The 12,521-nt window shown below is 62.5% G+C and carries 25 protein-coding genes; all 25 read left to right on the forward strand.

The annotated features are described in order from the left end of the window. On the forward strand, positions 1 to 141 hold a 141-nt coding region (locus AC5P6H_RS18010), incomplete at its 5' end, for an EF-Tu C-terminal domain-related protein (protein ID WP_487247787.1). A 332-nt stretch (positions 142 to 473) separates the two neighbouring features. Then, positions 474 to 785 (forward strand): 30S ribosomal protein S10, encoded by a 312-nt coding sequence (gene rpsJ, locus AC5P6H_RS18015; RefSeq protein ID WP_005408208.1) that lies wholly within the window; start codon positions 474 to 476, stop codon positions 783 to 785. 11 nt (positions 786 to 796) lie between these two features. Continuing rightward, complete coding sequence (rplC, locus tag AC5P6H_RS18020; RefSeq protein ID WP_004145336.1) at positions 797 to 1,447, forward strand: 50S ribosomal protein L3; 651 nt, start codon at positions 797 to 799, stop codon at positions 1,445 to 1,447. 12 nt (positions 1,448 to 1,459) lie between these two features. Further along, the gene (rplD, locus tag AC5P6H_RS18025) at positions 1,460 to 2,065 is read left to right on the forward strand and encodes a 50S ribosomal protein L4 (RefSeq protein ID WP_004145337.1); all 606 of its coding nucleotides are present in this window, start codon (positions 1,460 to 1,462) and stop codon (positions 2,063 to 2,065) included. Next, a complete protein-coding gene (gene rplW, locus AC5P6H_RS18030) occupies positions 2,062 to 2,361 on the forward strand; it encodes a 50S ribosomal protein L23 (protein WP_004145338.1) in 300 nt (99 codons plus the stop codon). Before rplD ends, rplW begins: the two co-directional genes overlap by 4 nt. Positions 2,362 to 2,371: 10 nt before the next feature. Continuing rightward, complete coding sequence (gene rplB / locus AC5P6H_RS18035; protein WP_004145339.1) at positions 2,372 to 3,199, forward strand: 50S ribosomal protein L2; 828 nt, start codon at positions 2,372 to 2,374, stop codon at positions 3,197 to 3,199. A gap of 6 nt (positions 3,200 to 3,205) precedes the next feature. Then, positions 3,206 to 3,475 (forward strand): 30S ribosomal protein S19, encoded by a 270-nt coding sequence (gene rpsS, locus AC5P6H_RS18040; RefSeq protein ID WP_005415413.1) that lies wholly within the window; start codon positions 3,206 to 3,208, stop codon positions 3,473 to 3,475. Between the two features lie 12 nt (positions 3,476 to 3,487). Continuing rightward, on the forward strand, positions 3,488 to 3,823 hold the full coding sequence (rplV, locus tag AC5P6H_RS18045; protein WP_004145348.1) for a 50S ribosomal protein L22: 336 nt from the start codon (positions 3,488 to 3,490) through the stop codon (positions 3,821 to 3,823). Between the two features lie 18 nt (positions 3,824 to 3,841). After that, the gene (gene rpsC, locus AC5P6H_RS18050; RefSeq protein WP_004145350.1) at positions 3,842 to 4,576 is read left to right on the forward strand and encodes a 30S ribosomal protein S3; all 735 of its coding nucleotides are present in this window, start codon (positions 3,842 to 3,844) and stop codon (positions 4,574 to 4,576) included. Between the two features lie 5 nt (positions 4,577 to 4,581). Further along, the gene (rplP, locus tag AC5P6H_RS18055; RefSeq protein ID WP_004154486.1) at positions 4,582 to 4,995 is read left to right on the forward strand and encodes a 50S ribosomal protein L16; all 414 of its coding nucleotides are present in this window, start codon (positions 4,582 to 4,584) and stop codon (positions 4,993 to 4,995) included. Further along, the gene (gene rpmC, locus AC5P6H_RS18060) at positions 4,995 to 5,180 is read left to right on the forward strand and encodes a 50S ribosomal protein L29 (RefSeq protein ID WP_004154487.1); all 186 of its coding nucleotides are present in this window, start codon (positions 4,995 to 4,997) and stop codon (positions 5,178 to 5,180) included. Before rplP ends, rpmC begins: the two co-directional genes overlap by 1 nt. A gap of 11 nt (positions 5,181 to 5,191) precedes the next feature. Further along, positions 5,192 to 5,461 (forward strand): 30S ribosomal protein S17, encoded by a 270-nt coding sequence (rpsQ, locus tag AC5P6H_RS18065; RefSeq protein ID WP_004154489.1) that lies wholly within the window; start codon positions 5,192 to 5,194, stop codon positions 5,459 to 5,461. A 12-nt stretch (positions 5,462 to 5,473) separates the two neighbouring features. Then, positions 5,474 to 5,842: a 50S ribosomal protein L14 gene (gene rplN / locus AC5P6H_RS18070; protein ID WP_010483978.1), complete on the forward strand. Its 369-nt coding sequence runs from the start codon at positions 5,474 to 5,476 to the stop codon at positions 5,840 to 5,842. A gap of 16 nt (positions 5,843 to 5,858) precedes the next feature. Next, the gene (gene rplX, locus AC5P6H_RS18075) at positions 5,859 to 6,176 is read left to right on the forward strand and encodes a 50S ribosomal protein L24 (protein WP_004154490.1); all 318 of its coding nucleotides are present in this window, start codon (positions 5,859 to 5,861) and stop codon (positions 6,174 to 6,176) included. A gap of 11 nt (positions 6,177 to 6,187) precedes the next feature. After that, positions 6,188 to 6,730 (forward strand): 50S ribosomal protein L5, encoded by a 543-nt coding sequence (gene rplE / locus AC5P6H_RS18080; protein WP_005415416.1) that lies wholly within the window; start codon positions 6,188 to 6,190, stop codon positions 6,728 to 6,730. A gap of 18 nt (positions 6,731 to 6,748) precedes the next feature. Beyond that, complete coding sequence (gene rpsN, locus AC5P6H_RS18085; RefSeq protein WP_005408209.1) at positions 6,749 to 7,054, forward strand: 30S ribosomal protein S14; 306 nt, start codon at positions 6,749 to 6,751, stop codon at positions 7,052 to 7,054. 257 nt (positions 7,055 to 7,311) lie between these two features. Then, complete coding sequence (gene rpsH, locus AC5P6H_RS18090; protein ID WP_005408210.1) at positions 7,312 to 7,710, forward strand: 30S ribosomal protein S8; 399 nt, start codon at positions 7,312 to 7,314, stop codon at positions 7,708 to 7,710. Positions 7,711 to 7,728: 18 nt separating this feature from the next. Continuing rightward, complete coding sequence (gene rplF, locus AC5P6H_RS18095) at positions 7,729 to 8,253, forward strand: 50S ribosomal protein L6 (RefSeq protein ID WP_014646052.1); 525 nt, start codon at positions 7,729 to 7,731, stop codon at positions 8,251 to 8,253. Between the two features lie 80 nt (positions 8,254 to 8,333). Continuing rightward, positions 8,334 to 8,693, forward strand: a complete 360-nt coding sequence (rplR, locus tag AC5P6H_RS18100; RefSeq protein WP_169411773.1) for a 50S ribosomal protein L18 — start codon at positions 8,334 to 8,336, stop codon at positions 8,691 to 8,693. A gap of 161 nt (positions 8,694 to 8,854) precedes the next feature. Next, positions 8,855 to 9,397: a 30S ribosomal protein S5 gene (gene rpsE / locus AC5P6H_RS18105; RefSeq protein ID WP_005408213.1), complete on the forward strand. Its 543-nt coding sequence runs from the start codon at positions 8,855 to 8,857 to the stop codon at positions 9,395 to 9,397. Further along, positions 9,390 to 9,581: a 50S ribosomal protein L30 gene (rpmD, locus tag AC5P6H_RS18110; RefSeq protein ID WP_005408214.1), complete on the forward strand. Its 192-nt coding sequence runs from the start codon at positions 9,390 to 9,392 to the stop codon at positions 9,579 to 9,581. Before rpsE ends, rpmD begins: the two co-directional genes overlap by 8 nt. 6 nt (positions 9,582 to 9,587) lie before the next feature. Continuing rightward, on the forward strand, positions 9,588 to 10,031 hold the full coding sequence (gene rplO / locus AC5P6H_RS18115) for a 50S ribosomal protein L15 (RefSeq protein WP_004154498.1): 444 nt from the start codon (positions 9,588 to 9,590) through the stop codon (positions 10,029 to 10,031). A gap of 7 nt (positions 10,032 to 10,038) precedes the next feature. Then, entirely contained in the window at positions 10,039 to 11,406 is a 1,368-nt protein-coding gene (gene secY, locus AC5P6H_RS18120; protein WP_005415420.1) for a preprotein translocase subunit SecY, read from the forward strand. Positions 11,407 to 11,753: 347 nt separating this feature from the next. Further along, on the forward strand, positions 11,754 to 12,110 hold the full coding sequence (rpsM, locus tag AC5P6H_RS18125; RefSeq protein ID WP_004154500.1) for a 30S ribosomal protein S13: 357 nt from the start codon (positions 11,754 to 11,756) through the stop codon (positions 12,108 to 12,110). 11 nt (positions 12,111 to 12,121) lie between these two features. Further along, positions 12,122 to 12,511 carry a 30S ribosomal protein S11 gene (gene rpsK / locus AC5P6H_RS18130; RefSeq protein WP_004145443.1) on the forward strand — a complete coding sequence of 130 codons (390 nt, stop codon included), beginning with the start codon at positions 12,122 to 12,124 and terminating at the stop codon, positions 12,509 to 12,511. Positions 12,512 to 12,521 lie beyond the last annotated feature (10 nt).

The following is a 12,521-nucleotide window of genomic DNA, read 5'->3' on the forward strand; positions in this document are numbered from 1 at the left end:
GAAATGGTGATGCCGGGTGACAACGTCAAGATGGTCGTCACCCTGATCAACCCGGTGGCAATGGACGAAGGCCTGCGCTTCGCCATCCGCGAAGGCGGCCGTACCGTCGGCGCCGGCGTGGTCTCGAAGATCATCGAGTAATCTGGTAGTATCTGCGCCCCGATGTTGCCTGGGTAGGGCATCGGGGCGTATCAAATGGGAAAGCAGGCACAGGATGTGCCTTGTGTTCCCCGGACCAGGAAGGGTCAATGCCATTCAGGCGGCGTCAACAGGCGACTGTTGACAGCTGCCTTGCGTGCCATTATGCTTCTACGTCTGGGCAGGCCGGGAAACTGGTCTGCCTACGTTTTTGAGGTCCATGGAGTGACCTTGTCGGCCTGCAGGACTGCGGGCCGTCCGTATTCAGGAATTTCATGGGGCAAAGCAACCCAGAGGCTTTGTCTGTCGCTCTTTTAACGAAGGAACCTACCGCCATGGCGGACCAAAAGATCCGGATCCGGCTGAAAGCGTTCGATCATCGTCTGATCGACCGTTCGGCCAGCGAGATCGTTGAAACGGCAAAGCGGACCGGCGCGCAAGTGCGTGGCCCGATCCCGCTGCCGACCAAGATCGAGCGTTACACCGTTCTCGTCTCCCCGCACGTCGACAAGGACGCGCGTGACCAGTACGAGACCCGCACGCACAAGCGCGTGCTCGATATCGTTGACCCGAATGACAAGACCGTGGACGCGCTGATGAAGCTCGAACTGGCTGCCGGCGTCGACGTTCAGATCAAGCTGACCTGAGGACTACGACCATGACGAAGAAGTATTCGTTGGGCTTCGTGGGCCGCAAGGCCGGCATGAGCCGCGTGTTCACCGAAGATGGCCGTTCCATCCCGGTGACCCTGATCGAAGCAACCCCGAACCGCATCGCGCAGATCAAGACCGTCGAAACCGACGGCTACAGCGCCGTGCAGGTGACCGTCGGCGCGCGTCGCGCTGCCCTGGTCAACAAGCCGGAAGCCGGCCACTTCGCCAAGGCGAAGGTGGAAGCGGGTCGTGGCCTGTGGGAATTCCGCGTTGAAGACGCGCAGCTCGGCGATTTCGCCGTTGGCGGCGAAGTCAAGGCGGACATCTTCGAAGTCGGCCAGATCGTCGACGTCCAGGGTGTCACCAAGGGCAAGGGCTTCCAGGGCACCATCAAGCGCCACAACTTCCGTATGGGCGATGCAACCCACGGTAACTCGCTGTCGCATCGCGCGCCGGGTTCGCTGGGTCAGCGCCAGACCCCGGGTCGCGTTTTCCCGGGCAAGAAGATGTCGGGCCACATGGGCGCGGTGCAGCAGAGCACCCAGAACCTGGAAGTGGTCAAGGTCGACGTCGAGCGCGGTCTGATCGCCGTTCGCGGCGCCGTTCCGGGCGCGGCGGGTGGCGATGTGATCGTCCGTCCGGCGAGCAAGGCATAAGGAGAGATGACGATGGAACTCGTTATCACGGGTAGCAACAACAAGGTCTCGGTCTCCGACGCCGTGTTCGGTCGCGATTTCAGCGAAGATCTGGTCCACCAGGTCGTCGTTGCCTACCGCAACGCCGGTCGCGCCGGCACCAAGGCACAGAAGACTCGCTCCGAAGTGGCTGGTACCACCAAGAAGTCGAAGAAGCAGAAGGGCGGCGGCGCGCGTCATGGCGCACTGACGGCTCCGATCTTCGTCGGCGGCGGTGTCACCTTCGCGGCCAAGCCGCGCAGCTTCGAGCAGAAGGTCAATCGTAAGCAGTACCGTGCCGCCATGTGCGCGATCCTGTCCGAGCTGAACCGTCAGGGCCGTCTGACCATCGTGGAGTCCTTCGATGTCGAAGTGACCAACACGAAGGGTCTGATCGCCAAGCTGGCCGGCCTGGAAGTGGGCAAGCGCCCGCTGATCGTCACCGAAGAAGCGTCCGAGCACCTGTACCTGTCCGCCCGCAATCTGCCGTACGTGCAGGTGCGTGACGTCCAGGGTCTGGATCCGGTCTCGCTGGTGGGTGCCGACACGGTCGTCATCACCGCTGACGCGGTCAAGAAGGTCGAGGAGTGGCTGGCATGAACAGCAACGAAAAAATCTTCAGCGTGCTGCGTGCCCCGCGTGTCTCCGAAAAGACCGCGCGCCTGCAGGAACTCTCCAACCAGTATGTCTTCGAAGTTTCGAACGAAGCCACCAAGGCCGATGTAAAGGCCGCGGTTGAGCAGCTGTTCGACGTCAAGGTCGAAGCCGTCAACGTGGTCAACGTCAAGGGCAAGAACAAGTCCTTCCGTAACCGTGCTGGCCGCCGCGGCGATTGGCGCAAGGCGTACGTTCGCCTGGCCGACGGCCAGTCGATCGATGTAACGGCCAAGGCCTGAGGTACATCCCATGCCATTGATGAAATTCAAGCCCACTTCCCCCGGCCGCCGTTCGGCCGTGCGCGTGGTTACGCCCGACCTGCACAAGGGTGCTCCGCACGCCGCACTGGTCGAGTCGCAGAGCCGCTCGGGTGGCCGCAACCACCACGGCCGCATCACCGTGCGTCACGTCGGTGGTGGTGCCAAGCAGCACTACCGCATCATCGACTTCAAGCGCAACAAGCTGGGCATCCCGGCGCGCGTGGAACGCATCGAATACGATCCGAACCGCACCGCCCACATCGCCCTGCTGTGCTACGTCGATGGTGAGCGTCGCTACATCATCGCCCCGAAGGGCCTGAAGGCCGGTGATCAGGTGATCGCTGGTTCGGACGCCCCGATCAAGGCCGGCAACACCCTGCCGCTGCGCAACATCCCGGTCGGCACCACCATCCACTGCATCGAGCTGAAGCCGGGCAAGGGCGCTCAGATCGCTCGCGCCGCTGGTGCGGCCGTGCAGCTGGTGGCTCGCGAAGGCATCTACGCCACCCTGCGCCTGCGCTCGGGTGAAATGCGCAAGGTTCCGGTCGAGTGCTGCGCCACCATCGGCGAAGTCGGCAACGACGAGCACAGCCTGGAAAAGCTGGGCAAGGCCGGTGCCAAGCGTTGGCGCGGCGTCCGCCCGACCGTTCGTGGTGCTGCCATGAACCCGGTTGACCACCCGCACGGCGGTGGTGAGGCCAAGGCCGGCCAGGGTAACCCGCATCCGGTCACCCCGTGGGGTGTTCCGACCAAGGGTTACAAGACGCGCCATAACAAGCGCACTCAGCAGTTCATCGTCCGCGATCGTAGGGGCTAATCGACCATGGCACGTTCACTCAAGAAGGGCCCGTTCGTCGATCACCACCTCGTCAAGAAGGTGGAGGCCGCTGCGGGCAGCAAGAAGCCGATCAAGACCTGGTCGCGCCGTTCGATGATCCTGCCTGACATGGTAGGCATCACCATTGCCGTGCATAACGGCAAGAACCACATCCCGGTTCTCGTCAACGAGAACATGGTCGGCCACAAGCTCGGCGAATTTGCCATCACCCGGACCTTCAAGGGTCACGGTGGTGACAAGAAGTCGGGCAAGTAAGGAGAGATGACAATGGAAGCGAAAGCCATCCTGCGCACTGCGCGCATCTCCCCGCAGAAGGCTCGTCTGGTCGCTGACCAGGTGCGCGGTCTGCCGGCCGAACGTGCGGTCAACCTGCTGAAGTTCTCGGACAAGAAGGCTGCCCACCTGATCAAGAAGGTGGTGGAGTCGGCAATTGCCAACGCCGAGAACAACCAGGGCGCCGACGTCGACGAGCTGAAGGTTCAGACCATCATGGTTGATGAAGGTCCGACCCTGAAGCGTTTCATGGCGCGGGCGAAAGGCCGCGGTACCCGCATCCTCAAGCGCACCAGCCACATCACTGTGGTTGTGGGCGCCGCCAAGTAAGCGGATAAGGAAAAGACCATGGGTCATAAAGTTCATCCGATTGGTATCCGCCTCGGCATTTCCAAGGACTGGAACTCCAAGTGGTACGCCAACAAGGCCGAGTTCGCCGGTTACCTGGCAGCCGACCTGAAAGTGCGCGAAATGCTGCGCAAGAAGCTGGCCCAGGCCGGCATCAGCAAGATCCTGATCGAGCGTCCGGCCAAGACCGCTCGCGTGACGATCCACACCGCCCGTCCGGGCGTGGTGATCGGCAAGCGCGGTGAGGACATCGAGAAGCTGCGCAAGGAAGTGAGCGAGATGATGGGCGTCCCGGCGCACATCAACGTCACCGAAGTGCGCAAGCCGGAACTGGACGCGCAGCTCGTTGCCGAGTCGATCGCCCAGCAGCTGGAGCGTCGCATCATGTTCCGCCGTGCAATGAAGCGCTCGGTCGGCAACGCGATGCGCCTGGGTGCCCTGGGCATCAAGGTCAACGTTGGTGGCCGCCTCAACGGTGCTGAAATCGCCCGTTCGGAGTGGTACCGCGAAGGCCGCGTGCCGCTGCACACCCTGCGTGCCGACATCGACTATGGCTTCGCTGAAGCCAAGACGACCTACGGCATCATCGGCATCAAGGTCTGGATCTACAAGGGCGAGGTCTTCGATTTCTCCCAGGTTGGCCAGGAAAAGCAGGACGACACCCCGTCGCGCAACGATCGTCACGATCGCGGCGACCGTGGTGACCGTCAGCGCCCGGCCCGTGAAGCGAGGTAACGACAATGTTGCAACCCAAGCGAACCAAGTACCGCAAGGTACACAAGGGCCGTAACGATGGCCTGAGCTGGAGCGCCAACGCTGTCAGCTTCGGCGAATACGGCCTGAAGGCAACCGCACACGGTCAGCTGACCGCGCGTCAGATCGAAGCGGCCCGCCGCTCGATCAGCCGCTACGTCAAGCGCGGCGGCAAGATGTGGATCCGCGTGTTCCCCGACAAGCCCATCACCAAGAAGCCCATCGAAGTTCGAATGGGTTCGGGTAAGGGTAACGTGGAATACTGGGTGGCCCAGATCCAGCCCGGCCGCATGATCTATGAAATCGAGGGTGTTTCCGAGGAAGTGGCTCGCGAGGCGTTCCGCCTGGCCGCCGCCAAGCTCTCGGTCACCACCACTTTCGTGACCCGTACGGTGCGCTGATGGATATCAAAACTCTCCGTGAAAAGTCGGCTGACGAACTCAAGGCCCACCTGATCGACCTGCGTAAGGAACAGTTCTCTGTCCGTATGCAGCAGGTCACCGGCCAGCTGCCGAAGACCCACGACATTCGCCGGGTCCGTCGCGAGATTGCTCGCGTCAAGACCCTGCTCGGCAGCACGAAGTAAGGATGGCCGCTATGAGCGACAATACTGAAAAGAAGACGCTGCGCACGGTCGAAGGCCGTGTCGTCAGCAACAAGATGGACAAGACGGTTACCGTCCTGGTTGAGCGTCAGGTCAAGCACGCGCTGTACGGCAAGTACATCAAGCGCTCGACCAAGCTGCACGCCCACGATGCCGACAACGCCTGCAAGGAAGGCGATGTCGTCCGCGTGACCGAGATTGCTCCGATGTCCAAGACCAAGAACTGGCGCGTGGTGGAAGTCATCACGCGTGCGGCTGAATAAGGAGTCTGAATCATGATCCAGATGCAGAGCTACCTTGACGTCGCGGACAATTCGGGTGCCAAGCAGGTGATGTGCTTCAAGGTGCTGGGTGGTTCCAAGCGCCGTTACGCCGGCATCGGCGACATCATCAAGGTCACCGTGAAGGATGCGATTCCGCGCGGCAAGGTCAAGAAGGGTGAAGTGTATGACGCCGTCGTGGTGCGTACCCGCAAGGGTGTGCGTCGCGCCGACGGTTCGCTGATCCGCTTCGACGGCAACGCTGCCGTCCTGCTGAACAACAAGCAGGAGCCGATCGGTACCCGTATCTTCGGGCCGGTGACCCGTGAACTTCGTTCGGAGAAGTTCATGAAGATCGTCTCGCTCGCTCCCGAAGTGCTGTGAGCGACAGGAGATAATCATGGCTAACCGTATCAAGAAGGGCGACCAGGTTGTCGTCAACGCTGGCAAGGACAAGGGCAAGCAGGGCGAAGTCGTCCGCGTCGACGGTGACCGTGTGGTCGTCGCCAACGTGAACATCGTCAAGCGCCACACCAAGCCGAACCCGCAGGCAGGTGTTGCCGGCGGCGTGGTCGAGCGCGAAGCTTCGATCCATATCTCCAACGTGAACGTGCTGAACCCGGCTTCGGGCAAGGGCGAACGCGTTGGCTTCAAGGTGCTGGAGGATGGACGCAAACTGCGTGTGTTCCGCTCCAGCGGTGAGGCGCTCGACGCCTGAGGAATGTGAAGATGACTTCCCGTCTCGAAAAGATCTACAAGGAAGAAGTGGTGCCGGCGCTGATGAAGCAGTTCGGCTACACCAATCCGATGGAAGTACCGAAGCTCGTCAAGGTCACCCTGAACATGGGTGTCGGCGAGGCTGCCACCAACAAGAAGATCCTGGAAAACGCCGTCGCGGACATGACCAAGATTTCCGGCCAGAAGCCGGTTGTCACCAAGTCGCGTATCTCGGTTGCGTCGTTCAAGATCCGTGATGGTTGGCCGATCGGCTGCAAGACCACGCTGCGTCGCCACAAGATGTACGAGTTCCTGGACCGCCTGATCAACATCTCGCTGCCGCGCGTGCGCGACTTCCGTGGTGTTTCCGGTCGTTCCTTCGACGGCCGCGGCAACTTCAACATGGGTGTGAAGGAACAGATCATCTTCCCGGAAATCGACTTCGACGCCGTCGACGCGATCCGCGGTATGGATATCGCCATCACCACCACTGCGAAGACCGACGCGGAAGCGAAGGCGCTGCTGGCAGCGTTCAAGTTCCCGTTCCGTAACTGATCTGTCGAGGAAACCGAAATGGCAAAGACCTCCATGGTCAACCGCGACATCAAGCGGGAAAAGCTGGCCAAGAAGTACGCTGAGAAGCGTGCGGCTCTGAAGAAGATCGTGTCCTCCGTGGACGCGACCTACGAAGAGAAGATCGACGCCGCAACCAAGCTGGCCAAGCTGCCGCGCGATTCGTCGCCGAGCCGTCAGCGCAACCGTTGCGAGCTGTCGGGTCGTCCGCGTGGCGTGTACAGCAAGTTCGGCCTCGGCCGCAACAAGCTGCGCGAAGCCACCATGCGTGGCGACGTCCCGGGCCTGCGCAAGGCCAGCTGGTAATCCCAGCCGGCCCTGCGCTCAGCACCCCCTTGCGGGGGTGCTGAACCGGGGGAGGGGGCTGTTCAGCTTCCTTTCTGCGAAAAAACCCGAAGAGCCCGACGCAAGTCGGGCTCTTTTGGCGTATACTCCCGCGTCTTGCCCTGTGCAGACGGGGTTGTAGGAGTGGGCCTGGCCCGCTGCATCAAGGGACCTGGCCCGTTTCCAGGAGACAACAGATTTTCGCGAAAGCGGATATCGGTGCACTCAAAGGTACTCATATGAGCATGACTGATCCCATCGCCGACCTGCTGGTCCGCATCAAGAATGCGGCCGCAGTTGGCAAGCAGACGGTGAAAGCCCCGTCGTCCAAGATCAAGGTTGCGATCGCCCAGGTCCTGAAGGACGAGGGTTACATCACCGACCTGCGCGTGACCCAGCTGGAAAACAACAAGTCCGAGCTGGAAATCGTGCTGAAGTATTTCGAAGGCAAGCCGGTCATCGCGACCCTGAAGCGCTTCTCGCGTTCGGGCCTGCGCCAGTACCGCGGCAAGAGCGAGCTGCCGAAGGTCATGAACGGCCTGGGTATCTCCATCATTTCCACCTCCAAGGGCATCATGACTGATGCGCAGGCGCGCCAGCTGGGCGTCGGCGGCGAAGTCCTGTGCTTCGTGGCCTAAGGCGAAAGGAGTAGAACTATGTCCCGCGTAGCCAAGAAGCCGATCACCCTGGGTAAGGTTGAACTGAACGTCCAGTCGGACAGCGTCACCGCCAAGGGCCCGAAGGGCACCCTGTCGCTGGCCAAGCCGGCCGGCATTGCCATCAACGTCGACAATGGCGTTGCCACCCTGAGCACCGAGAACGCCGAGCTGGTCGCACTGACCGGCACCGTGCGTGCGATCCTGTCCAACATGGTCAAGGGCGTGTCCGAAGGCTTCGAGCGCAAGCTGGAGCTGGTTGGCGTGGGTTACCGTGCTGCCATGCAGGGCAAGGACCTGAGCCTGTCGCTGGGCTTCTCGCACCCGGTCGTGTTCGTGGCGCCGGAAGGCATCACCATCACCACCCCGACCCAGACCGAGATCCTGGTCCAGGGCGCTGACAAGCAGGTCGTCGGTGAAGTCGCCGCCAAGATCCGTGCGTTCCGCAAGCCGGAGCCGTACAAGGGCAAGGGCGTGAAGTACTCCGACGAAGTCATCATCCGTAAGGAAGCCAAGAAGGCGTAAGTGCGATTCCCTCGCAAGAGCCCGCACATCCATGTGCGGACTCCTCAGGGAGAAGCCCATCCTTCAGCTTTCAAGGAATAATCAAAATGAACAAGAACATCGCCCGCCTGCGTCGCGCCAAGTCGACCCGCGCCCACATCCGTGAGCTCGGCGTCGCCCGCCTGTCGGTGCTGCGCACCGGCCAGCACCTGTACGCCCAGGTCTTCACCGCTGACGGTTCGAAGGTGCTGGCTGCCGCCAACACCACCCAGACCGACGTCAAGGAAGGCCTGAAGAACGGCAAGAACGCCGATGCCGCTGCCAAGGTTGGCCGCATCGTCGCCGAGCGCGCCAAGGCCGCCGGCGTCGAGAAGGTTGCCTTCGATCGTTCGGGCTACCGCTACCACGGCCGCATCAAGGCCCTGGCAGAAGCGGCCCGCGAAGCCGGCCTGCAGTTCTAAGGGACAAGGGCAGGGGGCCGATGGCCTCCTGCCTGCCTGCTCGCCAGCCTGAGCGAGGCTGGACGGCGCCGCTCTTCTGCAGTGGCCCACCGGAACAACGCGTCACTCCACAACCATAAGCGGCCTCGAGCCGTACATACCCAAACAACCAAGGAATCAACATGGCAGAAGAGCGTCAGCAGCGGGGTCGCGATCGCGACCGTAACCGCGAAGAGAAGATCGACGACGGCATGATCGAAAAGCTGGTCGCGGTCAACCGCGTCAGCAAGACCGTCAAGGGTGGCCGCCAGTTCACCTTCACCGCCCTGACCGTTGTCGGCGACGGCGAAGGCAAGGTCGGTTTCGGTTATGGCAAGGCCCGCGAAGTGCCGGTCGCCATCCAGAAGTCGATGGAACAGGCCCGCAAGAACCTGGTCAGCGTTGACCTGAACAACGGCACCCTGTGGCACACCATCAAGGATGGTCACGGCGCAGCCCGCGTGTTCATGCAGCCGGCTTCGGAAGGTACCGGCGTGATCGCCGGCGGTGCCATGCGCGCCGTGCTGGAAGCCGTTGGCGTGAAGAACGTGCTGGCCAAGGCCACCGGTTCGCGCAACCCGATCAACCTGGTGCGTGCCACCGTGAAGGGCCTGTCTGCTGCGCAGTCGCCGGCTCGCATCGCGGCCAAGCGCGGCAAGAAGGTGGAGGAACTCAACCATGGCTAATGAGTCCAACAAGACTGTGAAGGTCCGCCTGGTGCGTGGCCTGCGTGGTACCCAGTCGCGTCACCGCCTGTCGGTGCGTGCCCTGGGCCTGAACAAGCTCAACGATGTGCGTGAACTGAAGGACAGCCCGCAGGTACGCGGCCTGATCAACAAGGTTCAGTACCTCGTCCAGGTTGAGGAGTAATCGACCATGACTCTGCGTCTCAATGAACTGAGCCCGGCACCGGGCGCCCGCACCGAGCGCACCCGCGTCGGCCGCGGTATCGGCTCGGGCCTGGGCAAGACTGCCGGCCGCGGCCACAAGGGTTCGTTCGCCCGTAAGGGTGGCGGCAAGATCAAGGCTGGCTTCGAAGGCGGCCAGACCCCCATGCAGCGTCGTCTGCCGAAGATCGGCTTCCGTTCGCCGATCGCCAAGGACACCGCTGAAGTGCTGCTGTACGCGCTGGACAAGCTGCCGGCCGGTGAGATCGATTTCGCCGCCCTGCGTGCTGCCAAGCTGGTCCCGAGCACCGCAAAGAAGGCCAAGGTCGTCGTCAAGGGCGAAGTGACCAAGGCGTTCACCCTGAAGGGTATTGCTGCCACGGCGGGTGCCAAGGCTGCAATCGAAGCTGCCGGCGGCAGCGTAACGGAGTAAGAAAATCATGGCGCAAGCTGGCATCGGTAACCTCGCGGGCGGAATGGGCAAGTTCACTGAACTTCGCCAACGTTTGCTGTTCGTCGTCGGGGCTTTGATCGTCTATCGCATCGGCTGCTACGTGCCGGTGCCGGGCGTCAATCCCGATGCCATGCTTGCCATGATGCAACAGCAGGGCGGCGGCATCGTGGACATGTTCAACATGTTCTCGGGCGGCGCCCTGCACCGTTTCAGCATCTTCGCGCTGAACGTGATGCCGTACATCTCGGCATCGATCGTGATGCAGCTGGCCGTGCACATCTTCCCCGCCCTGAAGGCGATGCAGAAGGAAGGTGAGTCCGGCCGCCGCAAGATCACCCAGTATTCGCGCATCGGCGCCGTGCTGCTGGCAGTGGTGCAGGGCGGCTCGATCGCGCTGGCCCTGCAGGGCCAGGTCTCGCCGTCGGGCGCTCCGGTCGTGTATGCGCCGGGCATGGGCTTCGTGCTCACTGCCGTGGTCGCACTGACCGCCGGCACCATGTTCCTGATGTGGGTCGGTGAGCAGGTCACCGAGCGCGGCATCGGCAACGGCGTGTCGCTGATCATCTTCGCCGGTATCGTGGCGGGCCTGCCGGGTGCGGTCATCCACACCTTCGATGCCTACCGCGACGGCAACATCCAGTTCATCCAGCTGCTGCTGATCGCCATCGTCGTGCTCGCCTTCACCTTCTTCGTGGTGTTCGTCGAGCGTGGCCAGCGCCGGATCACGGTCAATTACGCGCGCCGCCAGGGTGGTCGCAACGCGTACATGAACCAGACCTCGTTCCTGCCGCTGAAGCTCAACATGGCCGGCGTCATCCCGGCGATCTTCGCCTCGAGCCTGCTGGCCTTCCCGGCCACCTTGGCCATGTGGTCCGGCCAGGCCGCCAACCAGAGCAGCTTCGGCCAGGTCCTGCAGAAGGTCGCCAACGCCCTGGGCCCGGGCGAGCCGCTGCACATGATCGTGTTCGCTGCGCTGATCACCGGTTTCGCGTTCTTCTATACCGCGCTGGTGTTCAACTCGCAGGAAACCGCCGACAACCTGAAGAAGTCCGGTGCGCTGATTCCGGGCATCCGTCCGGGCAAGGCGACCGCCGACTACATCGACGGCGTGCTGACCCGCCTGACCGCGGCCGGCTCGGCGTACCTGGTGATCGTCTGCCTGCTGCCGGAACTGATGCGCACGCAGCTGAACGCCTCGTTCTACTTCGGTGGTACTTCGCTGCTGATCGTGGTGGTGGTGGTGATGGACTTCATCGCCCAGGTGCAGGCGCACCTGATGTCCCACCAGTACGAGAGCCTGCTGAAGAAGGCCAACCTGAAGGGTGGCAACCGCGGCGGTTTTGCCCGCGGCTGATAGGCCTGTTATACTTTCGTCTTCCTGACGTGATGGTCCCTCCGCTTCGCGGACTCCGGCCACACAAACGAAGGGCGGCCCCCGCAGCGGTTCCGGGTGGGGGTGTGATGAGGTGGTCCCGCGCTGGAGTAGCGCGGGCGGCCCCGGGGGAAACCCCAGGTCCAACCCCATCCGGCGCCGGAGCCTGGGCACACTCCCCAGGCCGGGTTCATGAAACCAATGGTTTCACGGGCTTCCATGTAAACCGGAACCTTGTTAGTATCGCTAGTTCACTTTTTTGATCCATCCTGCCGGATTGGCGTGCCCGAGGCGCGCTGTCGGCCATCACTCAGCTGGAGAACCGCGTCATGGCGCGTATTGCAGGCGTCAACCTGCCAGCCCAGAAGCATGTCTGGGTCGGGTTGCAAAGCATTTACGGCATCGGCCGTACCCGTTCGAAGAAGGTCTGCGAAGTCGCAGGCGTTGCTTCGACCACCAAGATCCGCGATCTGTCGGAGCCGGAAATCGAGCGCCTGCGCGCCGAAGTCGGCAAGTACATCGTGGAAGGCGATCTGCGCCGTGAAATCGGTATCGCGATCAAGCGCCTGATGGACCTGGGCTGCTACCGCGGCCTGCGTCACCGTCGTGGCCTCCCGCTGCGTGGCCAGCGCACCCGTACCAACGCCCGCACCCGCAAGGGTCCGCGCAAGGCGATCAAGAAGTAAGGGACTGAGAAATGGCTAAGCCCGCTGCTAAGACCAAGAAGAAGATCAAGCGCGTCGTCACCGACGGCGTTGCCCACGTCCACGCTTCGTTCAACAACACCATCGTCACCATCACCGACCGCCAGGGCAATGCTCTGTCGTGGGCGACCTCCGGTGGCGCTGGCTTCCGCGGTTCGCGCAAGTCGACCCCGTTCGCTGCCCAGGTGGCTGCTGAAAAGGCCGGTCGTGCTGCGCTGGACTACGGCGTGAAGTCGCTGGAAGTCCGCATCAAGGGCCCGGGTCCGGGCCGTGAGTCGGCCGTGCGTTCGTTGAACAACGTCGGCTACAAGATCACCAACATCATCGACGTGACGCCTATCCCGCACAACGGGTGCCGTCCGCCGAAGAAGCGTCGCGTCTAAAGGGAGCGAT

It is taken from the genome of Stenotrophomonas sp. YJH_SMC_110, assembly GCF_059369255.1.

Coding starts and splice junctions, on each gene's coding strand:
- rpsJ (WP_005408208.1), top strand. CDS start 474: ATGGCGGACCAAAAGATCCGGATCCGGCTGAAAGCGTTCGATCATCGT.
- rplC (WP_004145336.1), top strand. CDS start 797: ATGACGAAGAAGTATTCGTTGGGCTTCGTGGGCCGCAAGGCCGGCATG.
- rplD (WP_004145337.1), top strand. CDS start 1,460: ATGGAACTCGTTATCACGGGTAGCAACAACAAGGTCTCGGTCTCCGAC.
- rplW (WP_004145338.1), top strand. CDS start 2,062: ATGAACAGCAACGAAAAAATCTTCAGCGTGCTGCGTGCCCCGCGTGTC.
- rplB (WP_004145339.1), top strand. CDS start 2,372: ATGCCATTGATGAAATTCAAGCCCACTTCCCCCGGCCGCCGTTCGGCC.
- rpsS (WP_005415413.1), top strand. CDS start 3,206: ATGGCACGTTCACTCAAGAAGGGCCCGTTCGTCGATCACCACCTCGTC.
- rplV (WP_004145348.1), top strand. CDS start 3,488: ATGGAAGCGAAAGCCATCCTGCGCACTGCGCGCATCTCCCCGCAGAAG.
- rpsC (WP_004145350.1), top strand. CDS start 3,842: ATGGGTCATAAAGTTCATCCGATTGGTATCCGCCTCGGCATTTCCAAG.
- rplP (WP_004154486.1), top strand. CDS start 4,582: ATGTTGCAACCCAAGCGAACCAAGTACCGCAAGGTACACAAGGGCCGT.
- rpmC (WP_004154487.1), top strand. CDS start 4,995: ATGGATATCAAAACTCTCCGTGAAAAGTCGGCTGACGAACTCAAGGCC.
- rpsQ (WP_004154489.1), top strand. CDS start 5,192: ATGAGCGACAATACTGAAAAGAAGACGCTGCGCACGGTCGAAGGCCGT.
- rplN (WP_010483978.1), top strand. CDS start 5,474: ATGATCCAGATGCAGAGCTACCTTGACGTCGCGGACAATTCGGGTGCC.
- rplX (WP_004154490.1), top strand. CDS start 5,859: ATGGCTAACCGTATCAAGAAGGGCGACCAGGTTGTCGTCAACGCTGGC.
- rplE (WP_005415416.1), top strand. CDS start 6,188: ATGACTTCCCGTCTCGAAAAGATCTACAAGGAAGAAGTGGTGCCGGCG.
- rpsN (WP_005408209.1), top strand. CDS start 6,749: ATGGCAAAGACCTCCATGGTCAACCGCGACATCAAGCGGGAAAAGCTG.
- rpsH (WP_005408210.1), top strand. CDS start 7,312: ATGAGCATGACTGATCCCATCGCCGACCTGCTGGTCCGCATCAAGAAT.
- rplF (WP_014646052.1), top strand. CDS start 7,729: ATGTCCCGCGTAGCCAAGAAGCCGATCACCCTGGGTAAGGTTGAACTG.
- rpsE (WP_005408213.1), top strand. CDS start 8,855: ATGGCAGAAGAGCGTCAGCAGCGGGGTCGCGATCGCGACCGTAACCGC.
- rpmD (WP_005408214.1), top strand. CDS start 9,390: ATGGCTAATGAGTCCAACAAGACTGTGAAGGTCCGCCTGGTGCGTGGC.
- rplO (WP_004154498.1), top strand. CDS start 9,588: ATGACTCTGCGTCTCAATGAACTGAGCCCGGCACCGGGCGCCCGCACC.
- secY (WP_005415420.1), top strand. CDS start 10,039: ATGGCGCAAGCTGGCATCGGTAACCTCGCGGGCGGAATGGGCAAGTTC.
- rpsM (WP_004154500.1), top strand. CDS start 11,754: ATGGCGCGTATTGCAGGCGTCAACCTGCCAGCCCAGAAGCATGTCTGG.
- rpsK (WP_004145443.1), top strand. CDS start 12,122: ATGGCTAAGCCCGCTGCTAAGACCAAGAAGAAGATCAAGCGCGTCGTC.